Origin of the sequence: Microbacterium sp. SORGH_AS_0888 (genome assembly GCF_030818905.1) — a bacterium.
Lineage (GTDB): Bacteria > Actinomycetota > Actinomycetes > Actinomycetales > Microbacteriaceae > Microbacterium.
Map to the genome: position 1 here is coordinate 2542283 of NZ_JAUTAZ010000001.1, position 17517 is coordinate 2559799.

Below are 17517 nucleotides of genomic sequence, written 5' to 3' on the forward strand. Positions count from 1 at the left end.
GTGGAATAAGGTTTTCGCATGACCGAGCATGACGACGCTGTCTCCCCGCTGACGCTGACCGAGAAGGCCGCTCTCACCAGCGGCGCGGACTTCTGGCACACGAAGCCGATCGAGCGGGCCGGCATCCCCGGCATCATGCTGACCGACGGCCCGCACGGACTCCGCAAGCAGGCCGAGGGCGGCGACCATCTCGGCCTCGGCAACAGCGTGCCCGCCACCTGCTTCCCGCCCGCCGTCGGGCTCGGGTCGTCGTGGGATGTCGAGCTCGTCGGCCGCGTGGGCGAGGCCCTCGGCGTCGAGACCGCGATCGAGAACGTCGGCGTGCTGCTCGGCCCCGGCGTCAACATCAAGCGCTCACCCCTGTGCGGCCGCAACTTCGAGTACCTCTCCGAGGACCCGATCGTGGCCGGCGTGCTCGGCGCCGCCTACGTCAGGGGCGTGCAGTCGAAGGGCGTCGGCACCTCGCTCAAGCACTTCGCGGCGAACAACCAGGAGACCGACCGGATGCGCGCCTCCTCCGACATCGACCCGCGGCCGTTGCGCGAGATCTACCTGCGCGGCTTCCAGCGGGTCGTCGAGGACGCCCAGCCGTGGACGGTCATGTGCTCCTACAACCGGATCAACGGCGTCTATGCGTCGGAGGATCCCTGGCTGCTCACCCAGGTGCTGCGCGACGAGTGGGGCTTCGAGGGCCTCGTCGTCTCGGACTGGGGCGCGGTCAACGAGCGAGTGGCCGCCCTCGCCGCGGGTCTCGACCTGGAGATGCCCTCCTCCGACGGCCGGACGGATGCCGAGATCGTCGCGGCGATCGAGTCGGGCGCGCTCAGCGAGGACTACCTCGACATCGCCGCCGGCCGGGTCGTCGGCCTCGTGCGCAAGGTCCAGGCGGGTGCCGGGACGATCACCGGCCCGCTCGACGTCGAGGCGCACCACGCGCTCGCCCGCGAGGCCGCGGGACGCTCGATCGTGCTGCTGCGCAACGAGGGCGGCGTCCTTCCGCTCGCGACCGACACCGCGGTCGCCGTCATCGGCGCGTTCGCCGAGACCCCGCGCTACCAGGGCGCGGGCTCGTCGCTCATCAACCCGACGCGGCTCGACACGGCGCTGGAGGAGATCCGCGCGGTGGCCACGGCCGAGGTCGTCTACGCGCCGGGCTTCGGTCTCGCCGCCGAGGTGGCGGAGGACGAGACGGCGCGGCTGCGTGCCGAGGCCGTGCAGGCGGCATCCGACGCCGAGGTCGCAGTCGTGTTCCTCGGTCTGCCGGCTCGCCTCGAGTCCGAGGGCTACGACCGCGACGACATCGACCTGCCGGCCGAGCAGCTCGCGTTGCTCGACGCCGTGCTCCGAGTCCAGCCGAACACGGTCGTCGTGCTCTCCAACGGCGGCGTCGTCGCGCTTCCGTTCGCCGACCGGGTCCCCGCGATCCTGGAGGGCTGGCTGCTCGGCCAGGCCGGCGGCGGCGCGACCGCCGACGTGCTCTACGGCCGGGTCAACCCCTCCGCCAAGCTCACCGAGACGATCCCCGTCCGGCTCTCGGACACCCCCGCCTACCTCGACTTCCCGGGCGAGTTCTCGCACGTGCGCTACGGCGAGGGCCTGTTCGTCGGGTACCGCTGGTACGACGCGCGGGGACTGGAGGTCGCCTTCCCGTTCGGGCATGGACTCTCCTACACGAGCTTCGCCTACGGCGAGGCGTCGGCATCCGTCGCCGCCTCGGGCGATGTCGAGGTCCGTGTGACGGTCAGCAACACGGGCGCCGCCGCGGGCCGTGAGATCGTGCAGGTGTACACCTCGCTCCCGGGCTCCGCCGTGCAGCGTCCGGTGCGCGAGCTGAAGGCGTTCGCCTCGGTCGAGCTGCAGGCCGGCGAGAGCCGGGATGTCGTGCTGACCGTGCGCCGCGCCGACCTCGCGTACTGGGACATCCGCATCGACGGGTGGGTCGTCGAGGGCGGCACGTACACCGTGGATGTCGCCGCCTCGAGTCGCGACATCCGCTCGACGACGTCCGTGGAGGTCGCCGGCGACGCGATCGTGGTGCCGCTGGACCGCAACTCGTCGCTCGGCGAGGTCATCGCTCACCCCATCGCGGGCCCCATCGTGCAGCAGGCGCTCGCATCGGTCGCCGAGAGCATGGGCGGGCTGTCCGACATCATGCCCGAGGGCGTCTCCATGGAGAAGATGATGTACTCCTTCCCGATCGGGCGGCTCTCGATGCTCGCCGGAGAGGCCATGGGCCCCGAGGCGGTCGACCAGCTGCTCGCCGCCGCCAACGCGCCGCAGAGCTGACGCGTTCTCCGCGGCGGGGCTTCCCAACCTCCCGCTCGTTGCTCTTTTGGATCGGCGGAGAGGCGACCTGTCGTCTCTCCGCCGAGGTCACTGCTGCCTGCGGTGCACGACGTGCCAGGTGATCGGTGCGGCGACGGCGGTCAGCAGCACGCCGGCCAGCGAGGCGAGGAGAAGCGGCAGCATGCTCAGGCCGCCGTGCGGCAGGAACCACAGCAGGATGCCGAAGGTCCCCGCAGCGGAGAGCGCCGCCGGCACGAGGAGCACGACGGCGTAGACGGTTCCGCGCGGCGGCAGATTGCGGATCGCGCAGGTGACCGCCATCAGCAGGCCCGCACCGAGGATCACGGCCGCGACGGATATCGAGATCGGCAGCAGGACGCCGCCGATGTCGCCCTCGGCGCACAGGCGCGGATGGCGGGTGTCGGCGCGGTCCGTGCAACCTGCGAAGAACAGCAGTGCGAAGGCCGTGATGCCGATGCTGCCCGGGAGTACGCAGGCGACGGCCAGCCACCACCACCCCGCGGTGAGCGTGACTAGCCGTCGCATGTGCTTGCGGCGAGTTTCTCGTGCAGGACGGGGCGATGGGGCACTGTCAGCCCTGGAGGAACCCCAGGATCGCGGCGTTGACCTCGTCGCCGTGCGTCCACAGCAGGCCGTGCGGGGCGCCCTCGATCTCCACGTGCTCGGCGGACGGCAGCAACTCGCGGAAACGGCGGGCGGTCTTGTCGATCGGCAGGATGTTGTCCGCGGTGCCGTGCACGATGAGCGTGGGGACGTCGATCGAGGGGATGTCGCCGCGGAAATCGGTCGCCCACGTCAGGGGAGCCGCGACGATCGCCGCGTTGCCCGCGGTGTTCGCCGTCTGCACGCTCGCCTCCAGCGCCTCCTGCGAGATGCGGCTGCCGAGGTAGTCATCGAGGTTGTAGAAGTCGTGGAAGAAGCCGGTGAGGAACGCGTATCGGTCGGCCGCGACGGCATCCGATGTGCCGTCGAAGAACGCCTGGTCACCGGCACCATCCGGGTTGTCGTCCGTGATGAGCAGGTACGGCTCGAGCGAGCCGAGGAAGATCGCCTTCGAGACCTTCCCGCTGCCGTAGCGCGACAGGTAGCGGGCGATCTCGCCGGTGCCCATCGAGAATCCGGCGAGGACGACATCCGACAGCTCGAGCGTGTCGATCAGGGCGTGCAGGTCGGCCGCGTAGGTGTCGTAGTCATGACCGGATGCCGTCTTGGTGGAGGCGCCGAAGCCCCGGCGATCGTAGGCGATCACGCGGTAGCCGGCGTCGAGCAGCGCCTTCTGCTGCTTGCCCCAGGACTCGCCGTTCAGCGGGAAGCCGTGGATCAGCACGACCGGCTGCCCGGTTCCCTGATCCGTGTAGAACAGCTCGACATCCGCTGAGTTCTCGATCCCTACGGTCACGTACGCCACGGTGGCTCCTTCCGGTCGCGGCGCGAGGACCGCGCCCTGCGCCACGCTAGTCCGCCGGCGTGACCCGTGCACCGGGTTGACGAACCGTGACGTCGGGCCGACGCCGGGCGCGGTCGGACGTGCGCCGTCGGACCGTCCTGCGGGGATCGTGCCCGACACGCCGGGCGAGTGGCTCGTTTGTCGGTGTGTCGTGCAGGATCCCCGCTGTTGCGGATGTCGTGGGTGACGTGACGTCACGTGCCGGGCGAGTGGCTTGTTCGTCGGTGTGTCGTGCAGGATCCCCGCTGTTGCGGATGTCCTGGGTGACACGCCGGGCGAGTGGCCTGTTCGTCGGTGTGTCGTGCGGGATCCCCGCCGTTGCGGATGTCGTGGGGGCGGCTCAGTCGCGTCCGGCGCCGCGCGAGGGCGCGACCGTGAACAGGTGCGGCTCGCGGAACCCCGCTGCCGCGAAGGCGCGGCGGACGGCCTCGGATGCCGCGGGCACGAGCGCGTGCGGGACGAGCGCGATCGCGGCCCCGCCGAAGCCGCCGCCCGTCATCCGCGCCCCGATCGCGCCCGCCGTCATCGCGGCCTGGACCGCCGCATCCAGCTCGGGCGTCGAGATCTCGAAGTCGTCGCGCATCGAGGCGTGCGAGGCGAGCAGCAGGTCGCCGATCGCGAGCGGACCCTGCTCGCGCAGCACCCGCACGGTGTCCAGCACGCGCTGATTCTCGGTCACGATGTGACGCACGCGCCGGAAGGTGACGTCGTCCATGAGCTCTGCGGCGCGGCGCAGGTCGAGCACCGACAGATCGCGCAGGGCGACGACATCCATCATGCGGGCGCCGAGCTCGCACGCCGCGCGGCGCTCGGCATAGCCGCCCGTCGCGTGCGCGTGGCTCACTCGGGTGTCGACGACGAGCACCTCCAGCCCCGCCTCGGCGAACCCGAGCGGAACGATCTCGGTCTCGAGGGTGCGGCAGTCGAGGAAGATGGCCGCATCCGCCTCGCCGCGCAGCGACGCCGTCTGGTCCATGATGCCCGTGGGGGCGCCGACCGCCTCGTTCTCGGCGAGACGTCCCGCGATCGCGAGCTCGCGGCGGGTGAGCCCGAGGGCCCACAGCTCGTCGAGAGCCACCGCGACAGCGCCCTCGATCGCCGCGGACGACGACAGTCCTGCCCCGACCGGCACCTCAGAGTCGATCGCGATGTCGACGCCGGAGACCGTGGATGTCGCGCGCCGCTGCAGCGCCCACGCCACCCCGAGCGGGTACCGTGCCCACTCGGGCACCTCGTCGCGGCGGGCGGGGAACAGGTCCTCGAGCTCGTCGAGAGCGGCCTCGACCGGAGTCGGATCGAAGCTCGAGACGACGCGGACGCGCCCGTCGCGCCGCGTCGAGACCGCGGCGTGCGTGCGCTGGCCGATCGCGAACGGCAGCACGAAGCCGTCGTTGTAGTCGGTGTGCTCGCCGATGAGGTTGACGCGCCCGGGCGCGGACCAGACGCCCGCGGGCGGGGCATCGGTGAGGTCGTTCAGCAGCGACGTCGCAGCGGTCACAGCGAGACTCCTTCTATCGCGGCACGGAGGCGTTCGGCCGCCTGCTCCGGGGGGATGTCGCCGATCCAGGCGCCCATGGCGGCCTCGGACCCGGCCAGGTACTTGAGCTTGTCGGCCGCGCGGCGCGGGCTCGTGAGCTCGAGGTGCAGGCGGGCGCCGGCCCGGCCGATCCGCACCGGCGCCTGGTGCCAGGCTGCGATGTACGGGGTCGGGGTGTCGTAGAGCGCGTCCACGCCGCGGAGCAGCCGCAGGTAGAGGCCGGCGAGCTCGTCGCGCTCCTCGGTGGTCGTCTCGGCGAAGTCGGCGGCATGGCGGTGGGGCACCAGGTGGACCTCGAGCGGCCAGCGGGCGGCGAACGGCACGAACGCCGTCCAGTGCTCGCCCGTGAGCACGACGCGCTCGGAGCCCCGCTCGACGTCGAGGATGCGGTCGAACAGGTCGTCGCCCGTGCGCGTGATCGCGGTCAGCAGCCGCTGCGTGCGCGGGGTCACGTAGGGGTAGGCGTAGATCTGGCCGTGCGGGTGGCCGAGCGTGACGCCGATCTCGCGGCCGCGGTTCTCGAACGGGAAGACCTGCTCGATCCCGGGAAGCGCCGAGAGCGCGGCGGTGCGGTCGGCCCACGCTTCGATCACGGTGCGGGCGCGGGTGACCGTCTGGGTGCCGAAGGAGCCCTCGTGCTCGGGGCTGAAGCAGACGACCTCGGTCCGTCCGACGCTGGTGCGCGTGCGACCGAGTCCGTAGACGGCGAGGTCGTCGAGGCCCTGCGGCGGGTCGATCGCGGCGGGCGCGTCGTCGGTCGCGTCGGCGAGCGCGGGGCCGAACGACGGGGAGCGGTTCTCGAACACCGCGACGTCGTAGCGGGAGGGGATCTCCGAGGGATTGGTCGGGGTCTGCGGGGCCAGCGGATCGAGCTCGGCCGGCGGCAGGAAGGCGCGGTTCTGGCGTGCGGCGGCGACCGAGATCCAGTCGCCCGTGAGGACATCGAGGCGCATCGTCGCGGTCTCGGGCCGGGGGTCGAGCACGCGCGCGTCGACCGCCCGCTCGATGCCGAGAGTCGTGCCGGGGTCGTCGTAGTAGATCAGCTCGCGGCCGTCGGCGAGGCGGGTCGGGCGCTTCACGACACCGGCGCCGAGCGCGATCGCCGGGGGGGAGATCATGTTCACGATAACACGCTATCTGGAGCGGGTGATATCGTCAACAAGGAGGCCGCAGCCGGCCGGGCGAGGGGGTGCAGCAGATGGCCGGACGACCGTCGATGGCGGATGTCGCGGCGCTCGCAGGGGTGTCCGCCCAGACCGTGTCGCGCGTCGTCAACGGCAGCCCGCGGGTCGACCCCGCCACCCGCGCCCGGGTCGAGGCGGCGATGCAGCAGAGCGGGTACCGGGTGCATCGTGCGGCGCGCGCTCTGCGCACCGGGCGCAGCGGCACGATCGGCGCCGTCGTGTCGACCCTCGCGACCGTCGGCAACTCGCTCATGCTCGAGGCCGTGTCGGACGCGGCATCCGCCCGCGGCTACGACGTCGCCGTCGTGACGCTCGGCAGCGACGACGTCGCGTCGGCCTTCGAGCGGCTGCAGGGGCAGGGGGTCGACGGCGTCGTCGTGATCAACGAGGCCTCGGCGCTCGCGCACTCGGCCGAGCTCCCTTCCGCGTTGCGGTTCGCGGTCGTCGACTCCCCGCCCGACGACCGCTACACCGGCGTCGAGACCGACCACTTCGGCGGGGCCGCGGCCGCGACCCGGCATCTGCTCGGTCTCGGGCATCGCACGGTCGCGCACATCGCCGGTCCGGCGACGTCCTACGCCTCCGCCGAGCGCGAGCGCGGCTGGCGGGAGACGCTGGTGCGGGCGGGGCGCGAGGTGGCCGAGCCCGTGCACGGGGGCTGGACGTCCGCATCCGGATACGATGCCGCGACCGCGCTGCTGGAGTCCGGCGCGATGGGCACGGCGCTGTTCGTCGCGAACGATCAGATGGCGCTCGGCGCCCTCAGGGCGCTCTCGCAGCGCGGCGCCCGCGTGCCGGAGGACGTCAGTGTCGTCGGTTTCGACGACGTGGCGGATGCGGCGAACTACCAGCCGCCGCTCACCACCGTCCGACAGCACTTCGATCGGCTCGGCGAACAGGCCGTGACGGTGCTCCTCGATGGGGCCGAGCGTCGTCCCGGGCACCCGCAGCGCACCGTCATCCCCGCGACCCTGATCGAGCGCGCCAGCACGGCCCCGCCCCCACCCGCCTGACCCCCTGCCACCCTCCGCCGAGTCGACACTCCCGGCGCGGGTCCACGCGGAATGTGCGCGAAAGGGATGTGGACTCGGGTGGGAAGCGTTGGTTCGCCGGAGTGCGCGTCGGGCGCGGCGAGAGGGCGCGGGGAGCGTGGTGTCGCGCCGCGCGGGCGCTAGGTGTACTGACCGGACACGTCAGTCGATCTTGAGAACGGTGCTCGGTTCCCGCAGGCTGAGTGCGGGCGGTGGTGGTTGTCGTAGTGGGACATGAGCTCGACTTCTTCGATGGACGGGACGCCAACAGCGTTAGATGTGCGCGCGATCCGGCACTTCAAAGGCGAGGAGCAGCGCAACAGCGCCGAGCAGGAATCCGGTGGTTCGTCGTTGCCAGATCGCCCAGCTAGGTCGATGAGCAAGGAAACTCGCGATGGATCCTGCAGCGATGACGATGAGTGCATTGATGGTGACGCTGACGGTGATCTGGAGCAGTCCGAGGGTGAGGCCCTGCAGGAGCGGGTGACCTCGTTGAGGATCGATGAACTGCGGGATCACCGTCACGTACATGATCGCCACCTTGGGGTTGAGCAGGTTGGTGATCAGCCCCATGCGGAAGAGACGCCAGTTGCTGTCGCGGGCCAGGTCACGGATCTCGAAGACCCCTCGGCCACTGGGCCGCAGCGTTTGCCAGGCGAGGTAAGCGAGGTAGGCGACACCCGCGGCCTTCAGTCCGATGAACAGCCACGGAACGGCCACGAACACGACGGCCAGCCCCAGGTTCGCCATCAGCATGTAAGCGATGAAGCCCAGACCTGTCCCCGCCAATGAGATGAGGCCGGCCCGGCGTCCCTGGCTGATGCTGCGTGACACCAGGTAGATCATGTTCGGGCCAGGGGTGAGAACCATCGTCAGAGCCGTGAGAGCCATGGCCACGGCGGCTACCGCGGAGATGGGCGGAGCCAGTGCGATAGGAGTCATTCTCAAACCATGATGTAATGCCCTTGTGCATCTCAACCCTTACGGGCAGTACGCCGTTCTCCTCGCGCAGTCGCTCGCGAATGACTGGCCCAGCAGCCGGGCACACGTCATTGAACGAACTCGGGAGTTCGGGATGACGATGCCTTTCCCCGAACAGGCGGAGGACCACGCCCGTTGCCGCGTCGTGCTGGACACATGGCTGACAATCGTCGATGCGGCCACGCCAGACGATCGGGCGGGGATCCTGAACGAGCAGATGGCGATCGCTTCGGCGTACCCGCGCTTGACCGACCACGACGGCGAGGGTTGGCACCTGCACTATCGCGACGTCGACAACGACCTGCCGCGCGTCCTGCGAGCCGTGTTCATGGTCGGCACTGCGCTTCACCTGACCACTCGCGGCATGACTCGCCTCGGGCGTTGCGCCGCCGACCCGTGCAAGAACGTCGTCGTGGACGTTTCCCGCAACGGCACTCAACGGTACTGCTCGTCTCGGTGCGGCAGCAGAGACGCAGTCAGACGCCACAGAGCCCGACGACAACGCGTCTAAACCGACTCTCGGTCTCTTCAACCAACGTGTCCGGTCCGTACAGCTAGGAGACGGCGGTCGCCTCGATCAGGACGGCGGACTGGGGGAGCAGGACCGGAGGGCGCAGCCCGACCGAGCCGGCCGCGCGCCCGCTCATGACGACCGGCTCGTCCGCCCACTCCAGCCGAGACTGGCCCGGGAAGCCTCCCGCACCCTCGGGGAGCGCGAGCGCGATGCGGTAGCGCCGCGCCGGGTCGAGCCCCGGGAGCGTGACGGGCGCCGCGGGGTGCAGCGCGCTCGTCGTCACCTGGGTGAGCGCGTACAGCGCGCGCGCCCCGTTCGAGGCCACGATCCCGCGCAGGTCGATCGAGGGGTCGGCGACGTCCGCGTGCACGCGGCGCCCCGTCGCGATCAGCGTGCGGTTCGCCCGGTGGAGCGCGACCCAGGCGGCGATCCGGTCGAGGGTCTCGTCATCGACCCGGGTCAGGTCCCATTCGATGCCGAAGTGGCCGAACAGGGCGGTGATGGCGCTGAGATCGAGTGACACCGTGCGCCCGGTCGAGTGGACGACCGGGCTCGTCAGGTGCGCGCCCATGAGCTCCGGCGGGACCACGAGCCCCGTGTAGCGCTGGATGTCGAGACGCTCGATCGGGTCGAGGCAGTCGCTCGTCCAGATCCGGTGCGTGCGCGAGAGGATGCCGAGATCCACCCGGGCCCCGCCCGAGGCGCACGACTCGATCTCGAGTCCCGGATGGCGTTCGACCAGCTCGTCGAGCAGCCGGTAGAGCGCCTGCACGTTCTCGTGCCCGCGCGGGCGTCCGTGGGCGCCCGCGCCCGCCTCGGCGAGGTCGCGGTTGTGGTCCCACTTGAGGTAGGCGATCGGGTACTCGTCCAGCAGCGCGTGCAGGCGTCCGGCGATGTACGCGTACGCCTCCGGATGCGCCAGGTCGAGCACCTGCTGCTGGCGCCCGGGCGGCGGCAGCTCGTCGCGAGCCCGGAGGATCCAGTCGGGGTGGGCACGCGCCAGGTCGCTGTCGAGGTTGACCATCTCGGGTTCGACCCACAGGCCGAACTCCATGCCGAGTCCCCGCACGTGCTCGACGAGCGGGCCCAGCCCCTCGGGCCACACCGTCGCGTCCACCCACCAGTCGCCGAGTCCCGCGGTGTCGTCGCGCCGGGCGTGGAACCACCCGTCGTCGAGCACGAACCGTTCCGCGCCCACGCGTGCGGCACGGTCGGCCAGCGTGCGGAGGGTCGCGAGATCCTGCTGGAAGTAGACGGCCTCCCAGGTGTTGAGCGTGACGGGACGCGGGCGCGAGGGATGCTGCGGCCGCCCCCGGAGCTCTTCGTGGAACCGCGCGGCGAACGCATCCAGCCCGTCGCCCCAGGAGCCGATCGCCTCCGGCGTCTCGTACGCGCCGCCCGGGGCGAGCACGATCTCGCCGGGGGCGAGCAGCTCGCCCGCGCGCAGCACGGCGTCGCCGGTGGGGGTCCGTTCGGCCAGGATGCGGTGATCCCCCGACCACGCCAGGTGCACCCCGTGCACCCGCCCGCGCTCGAACCCGAAGCCGGGGGTGCCGGCGGCGACGACGAGGGTCGCGTCGGCGCCGGGCCGCCCGCGACGGCTCTCGCGCACGTGTCCGCCGATCGTGAAGGCGTGCCGCTCGGGGGACCGCTCGCGCAGATGGCGCCCCGTCGTCGTGAGCAGCTCCGTCGCCGTCGGCGGCACCGGGAACCCGAGGCTCAGCTCGTGCAGACGGTACGGGGTGTCGCCGAGGTTCGTGAGCGTCATCCGCTGGTGGAGGAGCCCCGTCGGGCCGACGCGCAGAGTGACCTCGACCGCGAGGCCGGCTGCGTCGTCGCGCAGGGTCAGTGTCGCTCCGCCGTGATCGAGCCGGGCGTCCGTGAGCAGCAGCCGGGTGGAGAAGTCGCGTCCGTCCCGGTCGCCCGACAGGCCCGGGGTCGTCAGCCATCCGGCCGAGAGCTGCGGCAGCACGGTGAGCCGGGCCGTCGTGTCGAGTCCGCCGGAGACCCGCTGCGGCACGGCGGCGCGGCAGATCGCGTCGAGCTCCTCCGCATCCGGTGTCCCGAGGTCCTCGCCCCAGTGCACGATGACGGGCTGATCGGCGCGGCGGAGGTCGAGCACGACGCTCGTGCCGCCTCCCTGCAGGTGGGCGTGGGCGGGAAGGGTCATGCGTCTCCGAACGGGGTGCGGGGGGCGGTCGAGCCGCGCACGACGAACGAGGTCGGCACGCGGTGCACGCCGTTCTCGACGCGCCGGCCCTCGATCTGGTCGATCACGAGCGACACGGCGAGCGATCCCGCCGCGCCGAAGTCCTGGTGCACGGTCGTCAGCGGCGGCCAGAAGTAGGCCGACTCGGCCATGTCGTCGAAGCCGACGACGCTGATCTCCTCGGGCACGCGCCGCCCGCTCTCGTGCATCGCCCGGATCGCGCCGAGGGCCATCTGGTCGTTCGCCGCGAACACGGCCGTCACCTCCGGGATCTCGAGCAGCTCGCGGCCGATCCGGTAGCCCGACTCCGGCGTCCAATCGCCCGTGAACACGGGAGGCACCGGGCGTCCGAGCTCCTCGAGCCGGCTGCGCCAGGCCGCCGTGCGCTCGGCGGCGGCCTTCGAGGCCCGCGGACCCGCGATGTGCCACACGGTGTCGTGCCCGAGCGAGACGAGGTGGTCGACCGCCTCGCGGCTGCCGGCGGTCTGGTCGGCGGTGACCGAGGGGCGGTCCGCGCTCGCACCCGACTGGATGACGACACTCGGCATGCCGGGCGGGAAGCCGACGGAGGCGACCGACATGAGGTGCGACTCGATCACGACGATGATCCCGTCCACGGCGTCCTGATCCAGGCGCGACACGGCGGAGGCGACGGCCTCGCCGTCGGTCGTGGCGGGCATCGCCTGGATCAGCTCGATCGCGTAGCCGCGGGCGGCGGCATCCGTGAGGATTCCGCCGATCGTCCCGACGTTGCCGAGGGAGTCCAGGCTGAACACCACGACGCCGATCGCGCCGAAGGCGCCGCGCCGGAGGGCGCGCGCGGCCACGTTGGGGCGGTACCCGAGCTCGGCCATCGCGGCGAGGACGCGGTCACGGGTGCGCTCGGACACGCTCGCGGAGTTGTTCGCGACGCGGGAGACCGTCTGCCCCGACACGCCGGCGAGTCGTGCGACGTCCAGCATCGACACGCCGCGGTTGCGGTCTGGTGAATGGGGCATCGGCGCCCTTCCTGGAACGGTCATCGGATCGGTCTTGACAGATGTTGACGTCAACATGTTACTCTCGCAGCACCATGTTGACGTCAACATGGTGCCGGCTCACAGAAGGTCCGACAAGGATGTCCGCACTCACCGCTCCCGCAGCGACCGCACCCCGCGCGACCAACGCGCCGGGCAGGCGGCGCGCGCACCGCACCGACCGCCAGTGGGCGGGCCTGGGGTTCGTCACCCCGTTCCTGATCGTCTTCGCGCTCACGTTCCTCGCGCCGCTCGCCTACTCGATCTACCTGAGCCTGTTCCGCACCAAGCTCATCGGCGGCACGTCGTTCGTCGGCTTCGACAACTACCTGCAGGCCTTCGGTGACGCGCAGTTCTGGTCCGGCTTCCTGAACGTGTTCCTGGTCCTCGTCATTCAGGTTCCGATCATGCTGATCCTCGCCCTCATCGCCGCCCTCGCGCTCGACTCGAAGCGGCTGGGCGCCAGCTCCCTCTTCCGGATCGGCATGTTCCTGCCCTACGCCGTCCCCGGCGTCGTCGCGGTGCTCATGTGGGGCTTCATGTACTCCGACCGCCTGGGGCTGGCGGGCAACATCAACAACCTCGTCGGCTTCGACCTCGTGACGCCCTTCACCCAGCAGTGGATCCTGGTGGCGATCGGCAACATCATCACCTGGGAGTTCGTCGGCTACAACATGCTGATCTTCTACTCCGCGCTCCGGGCGATCCCCGAGGACCTCTACGAGGCCGCCGCCCTCGACGGCGCCGGGCAGTTCCGCATCATCCGCGCGATCAAGATCCCGGCGCTCCGCGGCGCGATCGTCATCGCCACCATCTTCTCGATCATCGGCAGCTTCCAGCTGTTCAACGAGCCCAACATCCTCCGCACGCTCGTCCCCAACCTGCTGACGACCTACTTCACCCCGAACATGTACGCCTACAACCTCAGCTTCATCGGTCAGCAGGTCAACTACGCGGCGACGATCGCGATCATCATGGGCATCGTCACGGCGATCATCGCCTACGTCGTGCAGCTGCGCGGCTCCCGGAAGGAAAGTCTCTGATGGCCGGTATCGCCTTCGACCGCACGGGTTCGCCGACGGGGACACCGCGCCGCCGCCGTCGCAACGGCACGACCGACAGCGGCCCGCGGAAGTCGCCGCTGCTCACGATCGTCATGGCGATCTTCCTGATCTACTCGTTCCTGCCGCTGCTGTGGCTCGTGATCAGCTCCACCAAGACGCAGCAGTCGCTGTTCGGCTCGTTCGGCCTCTGGTTCTCCGGCCCCTTCGCCCTGTTCGACAACATCGCCCAGGTCGTGACCTACGACGACGGCATCTTCCTGCGCTGGTTCCTCAACACGATCATCTACGTCGTCATCGGAGCCGGGGGCGCGACCCTGCTCGCGACCCTCGCGGGCTACGGGCTGGCGAAGTACAGCTTCCCGGGCAAGAAGATCGTCTTCGCGGTCATCCTGGGGGCGATCGCGGTGCCCGGCACGGCCCTCGCCGTGCCCACCTTCCTCCTGTTCAGCCAGCTTGGGCTCACCAACACGATGTGGGCGATCATCATCCCGTCGCTCATCTCGCCGTTCGGCCTCTACCTGATCTGGGTCTACGCGGTCGACTCCGTCCCCACCGAGCTGCTGGAGGCGGCCCGCGTCGACGGCTCCGGCGAGCTGCGCACCTTCTTCACGATCTCGCTCCGGCTGCTCGCCCCCGGAATCGTGACGGTCGCCCTGTTCGCGATCGTGGCGACCTGGAACAACTACTTCCTGCCGCTGATCATGCTGAACGACCCGTCGCTGTTCCCGCTGACGATCGGTCTGCAGCAGTGGAACCTGCAGGCCGTGGGCGTGAGCTCGCAGCCCATCTTCAACCTGGTCATCACCGGTTCCCTCCTCACGATCGTCCCGATCGTCATCGCCTTCCTCCTGCTCCAGCGCTTCTGGCAGTCCGGGCTCAGCGCAGGAAGCGTCAAGCAGTAGCGGGGACACTGCGCGACGTCCATCCACACACCCCATCCCCACACATCCGACGAAGAAGCGGAAGGAAATCACAGCATGAACAAGCGAACGATCGCTCGTGCGGTCGCCATCGGGGCGTCCGCGCTCATGATCGGCGCGGGCCTGGCGGCCTGCTCCGGCGGCTCGACCTCCTCGAACGGCGGCGGCGGCGACGCCGCCTCCATCGACGACGCGCTGAAGGCCGGGGGCGAGATCACCTACTGGACGTGGACCCCCTCCGCCGAGGACCAGGTCGCGGCCTTCGAGAAGGCCTACCCCAACGTCAAGGTCAACCTCGTGAACACGGGCGGCGCCAACGACAACAACACCAAGCTGCAGAACGCGATCTCGGCCGGCTCGGGCATCCCCGACGTCGTGCAGATCGAGTATCAGTCGCTGCCCCAGTACGTGCTGGCCGGCTCCCTGACCGATCTCACCTCCTTCGGCTTCGGTGACCTCAAGGACGACTACACCGCCTCCACCTGGGGCGCCGTGTCGCAGGACAACGGCATCTGGGGCCTCCCGCAGGACTCGGGCCCCATGGCGCTGTTCTACAACAAGAAGGTCTTCGACCAGTACGGCATCGCCGTGCCCACCACGTGGGACGAGTACGCGGAGGCCGGCAAGAAGCTGCACGCCGCCGACCCGACGAAATACATCACCAACGACCCGGGCACGGACGCCGGCTTCGGCACCTCGATGCTCTGGCAGGCGGGCAGCCGTCCGTTCCAGACCGACGGCGAGAAGGTCACGATCAACCTCGCCGACGACGGCGCGAAGAAGTGGACGGCCGTCTGGAGCAAGATGCTCGCCGACGGCTCGCTCGGCAACATCCCGGGCTGGAGCGACGAGTGGTTCACGGCCCTCGGCGACGGCACGATCGCCTCGCTCCCCATCGGCGCGTGGATGCCGGGCGTGCTCGAGGCCAACGTGCCGCAGGCCAAGGGCGACTGGGCCGTCGCGCCCATGCCGACCTACGACGGCGGCAAGGCCGTGTCGGCCGAGAACGGCGGCTCCTCCGAGGTCGTCATGAAGGGCTCGAAGAACCAGGCGCTCGCCGCCGGCTTCCTGAAGTGGCTCAACAACTCGCAGGACTCGATCGACGTGTTCCTGAAGTCGGGCGGCTTCCCCGCCACGACGGCCGACCTCAACGCCGACTCGTTCCTGAACCTCCAGTCCGACTACTTCGGCGGGCAGAAGATCAACCAGGTCCTCGTGGACGCCGGCACCTCCGTCGGCACCGGCTGGCAGTACCTGCCGTGGCAGGCCTACGCGAACAGCATCTACGCCGACACCGTCGGCCAGGCCTACCTGAACAAGACCTCGATCCTCGACGGTCTGGCGGCGTGGCAGCAGAAGAACGTGTCGTACGGCAACGACCAGGGCTTCTCCGTCAACAAGTGACATCCGCCGGGTGGGGCAGCCGTCGCGGCTGTCCCACCCGGTCCCCCGGCAATCCCGGGCACGACGGCGCGGCCGTCGTGCCCTTCCTCTGACAGGCGCACCCATGGCACACGGCACCTTCCACATCGGCGAGAGCGACTTCCTCCTCGACGGACGGCCTTTCCGGGTGCTCGCCGGTGCGCTGCACTACTTCCGGGTGCACCCCGACCAGTGGCGTGACCGCATCCGGGCGGCCCGCCTCATGGGCCTCAACACGATCGAGACCTACGTCCCCTGGAACGAGCACGAGCCCACCCAGGGCGAGTTCTCCGCCGAGGGCCGGCTCGACCTGGCGCGCTTCCTCGACCTCGTCGCCGAGGAGGGCATGCGCGCGATCGTACGCCCCGGCCCCTACATCTGCGCCGAGTGGGACGGCGGCGGGCTTCCCGCATGGCTCTTCCGCGATGGCGCGTCCGGCGTGCGCACCGCGGATCCCCGCTTCCTCGACCCCGTGAGCGCGTTCCTGCGCCGCGTCCTGGAGATCGTCGTCCCGCGTCAGATCGAGCGCGGCGGCCCCGTCGTCCTGATGCAGGTCGAGAACGAGTACGGCGCCTACGGCGACATCCCGCGTCCCGAGCGGGAGCGCTATCTGCGGGCGCTCGTCGAGATCTACCGCGGTGCGGGCGTGACCGTGCCGCTCGTCACGGTCGACCAGCCCACCGACGAGATGCTCGCGCAGGGCAGCCTGCCCGAGCTCCACCGGACGGGCTCGTTCGGCGGTCAGGTGGCCGACCGGCTGCGCACCCTGCGTGCGCACCAGCCCACCGGGCCGCTCATGTGCTCCGAGTTCTGGTGCGGCTGGTTCGACTACTGGGGGTCGTTCCACCGGACGACCGCGCTCGCCCCGGCCGTCGAGGCGCTCGACGCGCTGCTGGCCGCGGGCGCATCCGTGAACGTCTACATGTTCCACGGCGGCACGAACTTCGCCCTCACCAACGGCACGAACGACAAGGGCGTCTTCGAGCCGACCGTCACGAGCTACGACTACGGCGCCCCGCTGGACGAGGCCGGCCGCCCCACGGAGAAGTTCTGGGCCTTCCGCGAGGTCATCTCGCGCTACGCCGAGGTGCCCGAGATCGCCGACGGCGACCTTCTCGCACCGCTCGCCGCGGCTCCCGCCGATGTGCCGCTCGTGCCCGTCGCGGCCCTCGACGACCTGCTCGACCCCCTGGCCGCGACCGACACCGCGCGCGTTCCCACGATGGACGAGCTGGGCATGGCACGCGGGTTCGTGCGGCACACGACCCGGCTCGCCGCGGGCTCCGAGCCCGTCGTCCTCGACGTGGGCGAGGTCCGTGACCGCGCCTGGGTGAGCCTGGACGGCCGGCCGGTGGGCGTGCTGTCGCGGGATCGCCGCGAGCACACCCTCGTGCTGCCCTCGGGCGAGGGCGAGCTGCGGATCCTCGTCGAGGACCAGGGACGCGTCAACTACGGCTTCCGCATCGGCGAGCACAAAGGGCTCCTCGGCCCGGTCACGGTCGACGGCGGGGAGGTGACCGGCTGGCGGAGCGTCGTCGTGCCGTGGGAGGACCTTCCGGCGCGCATCTCCGACCGGGCGGATGCGGCATCCCGCCCGGTCGCCGGCGCCACCGTGCTGCGCGCCCGCGTGGAGCTCGACGCGCCCCGTGACCTCGTGATCGACACGACGGACCTCGGCAAGGGGCTCGTCTGGTTCGGCGACGCCTGCCTCGGCCGCTTCTGGCGCACCGGCCCGCAGCACTCGCTGTTCGTCCCCGCGCCGCTCACCCGCGCGGGCGAGAACCTCCTCACGGTGCTCGACCTCGAGCCCACCGGCGCCCAGCGACTGCGCTTCGCCGACACCCTGCTGCTCGGCCCGATCGAGTACTGACCCGCCATCCGCCCG

Annotated in this window: 14 protein-coding genes; 7 read left to right on the plus strand and 7 right to left on the minus strand. The window is 70.7% G+C overall.

The features are described 5' to 3' along the window. The first annotated feature begins 18 nt into the window (after positions 1-18). The gene (locus QE381_RS12375; RefSeq protein ID WP_307218583.1) at positions 19-2286 is read left to right on the plus strand and encodes a glycoside hydrolase family 3 C-terminal domain-containing protein; all 2268 of its coding nucleotides are present in this window, start codon (positions 19-21) and stop codon (positions 2284-2286) included. An 87-nt stretch (positions 2287-2373) separates the two neighbouring features. On the opposite strand, the gene QE381_RS12380 is transcribed toward QE381_RS12375, so the two are convergent. The 4 genes from QE381_RS12380 to galT form a co-directional block, all read right to left on the minus strand. Then, the gene (locus QE381_RS12380) at positions 2374-2832 is read right to left on the minus strand and encodes a hypothetical protein (protein ID WP_307218584.1); all 459 of its coding nucleotides are present in this window, start codon (positions 2830-2832) and stop codon (positions 2374-2376) included. A 46-nt stretch (positions 2833-2878) separates the two neighbouring features. Then, positions 2879-3715, minus strand: a complete 837-nt coding sequence (locus QE381_RS12385) for an alpha/beta fold hydrolase (RefSeq protein ID WP_307218586.1) — start codon at positions 3713-3715, stop codon at positions 2879-2881. Between the two features lie 379 nt (positions 3716-4094). Continuing rightward, entirely contained in the window at positions 4095-5252 is a 1158-nt protein-coding gene (gene galK / locus QE381_RS12390) for a galactokinase (protein WP_307218588.1), read from the minus strand. Next, on the minus strand, positions 5249-6409 hold the full coding sequence (gene galT, locus QE381_RS12395) for a galactose-1-phosphate uridylyltransferase (RefSeq protein WP_307220505.1): 1161 nt from the start codon (positions 6407-6409) through the stop codon (positions 5249-5251). Before galT ends, galK begins: the two co-directional genes overlap by 4 nt. Before the next feature lie 80 nt (positions 6410-6489). Here galT and QE381_RS12400 point away from each other — a divergent pair, with 80 nt between their 5' ends. Continuing rightward, a complete protein-coding gene (locus QE381_RS12400; RefSeq protein WP_307218590.1) occupies positions 6490-7488 on the plus strand; it encodes a LacI family DNA-binding transcriptional regulator in 999 nt (332 codons plus the stop codon). Positions 7489-7779: 291 nt separating this feature from the next. Here the strand turns inward: QE381_RS12400 and QE381_RS12405 are convergent, their stop codons facing one another. Next, positions 7780-8397: a LysE family translocator gene (locus QE381_RS12405; protein WP_307218593.1), complete on the minus strand. Its 618-nt coding sequence runs from the start codon at positions 8395-8397 to the stop codon at positions 7780-7782. A gap of 184 nt (positions 8398-8581) precedes the next feature. Between QE381_RS12405 and QE381_RS12410 the strand changes: the two genes are divergently transcribed. Beyond that, positions 8582-8998: a CGNR zinc finger domain-containing protein gene (locus QE381_RS12410; RefSeq protein ID WP_307218594.1), complete on the plus strand. Its 417-nt coding sequence runs from the start codon at positions 8582-8584 to the stop codon at positions 8996-8998. A 43-nt stretch (positions 8999-9041) separates the two neighbouring features. On the opposite strand, the gene QE381_RS12415 is transcribed toward QE381_RS12410, so the two are convergent. Together QE381_RS12415 and QE381_RS12420 are read right to left on the minus strand one after the other, a co-directional pair. Beyond that, positions 9042-11171, minus strand: coding sequence for an alpha-galactosidase (locus tag QE381_RS12415; protein WP_307218596.1), 2130 nt, complete (start codon positions 11169-11171; stop codon positions 9042-9044). After that, positions 11168-12208 carry a LacI family DNA-binding transcriptional regulator gene (locus QE381_RS12420; protein WP_307218598.1) on the minus strand — a complete coding sequence of 347 codons (1041 nt, stop codon included), beginning with the start codon at positions 12206-12208 and terminating at the stop codon, positions 11168-11170. Before QE381_RS12420 ends, QE381_RS12415 begins: the two co-directional genes overlap by 4 nt. A gap of 119 nt (positions 12209-12327) precedes the next feature. Between QE381_RS12420 and QE381_RS12425 the strand changes: the two genes are divergently transcribed. The 4 genes from QE381_RS12425 (at position 12328) to QE381_RS12440 (ending at position 17502) form a co-directional block, all read left to right on the plus strand. Further along, entirely contained in the window at positions 12328-13269 is a 942-nt protein-coding gene (locus QE381_RS12425; RefSeq protein WP_307218600.1) for a carbohydrate ABC transporter permease, read from the plus strand. Further along, on the plus strand, positions 13269-14192 hold the full coding sequence (locus QE381_RS12430; protein ID WP_373426941.1) for a carbohydrate ABC transporter permease: 924 nt from the start codon (positions 13269-13271) through the stop codon (positions 14190-14192). Before QE381_RS12425 ends, QE381_RS12430 begins: the two co-directional genes overlap by 1 nt. 75 nt (positions 14193-14267) lie before the next feature. After that, complete coding sequence (locus QE381_RS12435) at positions 14268-15614, plus strand: sugar ABC transporter substrate-binding protein (RefSeq protein WP_307218602.1); 1347 nt, start codon at positions 14268-14270, stop codon at positions 15612-15614. Between the two features lie 103 nt (positions 15615-15717). Then, complete coding sequence (locus QE381_RS12440; protein WP_307218604.1) at positions 15718-17502, plus strand: beta-galactosidase family protein; 1785 nt, start codon at positions 15718-15720, stop codon at positions 17500-17502. Positions 17503-17517: the final 15 nt, after the last annotated feature.

Excerpts from the sequence above, each read along its gene's own strand:
- QE381_RS12375 (WP_307218583.1), top strand. The coding sequence starts at position 19 with ATGACCGAGCATGACGACGCTGTCTCCCCGCTGACGCTGACCGAGAAG.
- QE381_RS12380 (WP_307218584.1), bottom strand. The coding sequence starts at position 2,832 with ATGCGACGGCTAGTCACGCTCACCGCGGGGTGGTGGTGGCTGGCCGTC.
- galT (WP_307220505.1), bottom strand. The coding sequence starts at position 6,409 with ATGATCTCCCCCCCGGCGATCGCGCTCGGCGCCGGTGTCGTGAAGCGC.
- QE381_RS12400 (WP_307218590.1), top strand. The coding sequence starts at position 6,490 with ATGGCCGGACGACCGTCGATGGCGGATGTCGCGGCGCTCGCAGGGGTG.
- QE381_RS12405 (WP_307218593.1), bottom strand. The coding sequence starts at position 8,397 with ATGGCTCTCACGGCTCTGACGATGGTTCTCACCCCTGGCCCGAACATG.
- QE381_RS12410 (WP_307218594.1), top strand. The coding sequence starts at position 8,582 with ATGACGATGCCTTTCCCCGAACAGGCGGAGGACCACGCCCGTTGCCGC.
- QE381_RS12415 (WP_307218596.1), bottom strand. The coding sequence starts at position 11,171 with ATGACCCTTCCCGCCCACGCCCACCTGCAGGGAGGCGGCACGAGCGTC.
- QE381_RS12420 (WP_307218598.1), bottom strand. The coding sequence starts at position 12,208 with ATGCCCCATTCACCAGACCGCAACCGCGGCGTGTCGATGCTGGACGTC.
- QE381_RS12425 (WP_307218600.1), top strand. The coding sequence starts at position 12,328 with ATGTCCGCACTCACCGCTCCCGCAGCGACCGCACCCCGCGCGACCAAC.
- QE381_RS12430 (WP_373426941.1), top strand. The coding sequence starts at position 13,269 with ATGGCCGGTATCGCCTTCGACCGCACGGGTTCGCCGACGGGGACACCG.
- QE381_RS12435 (WP_307218602.1), top strand. The coding sequence starts at position 14,268 with ATGAACAAGCGAACGATCGCTCGTGCGGTCGCCATCGGGGCGTCCGCG.
- QE381_RS12440 (WP_307218604.1), top strand. The coding sequence starts at position 15,718 with ATGGCACACGGCACCTTCCACATCGGCGAGAGCGACTTCCTCCTCGAC.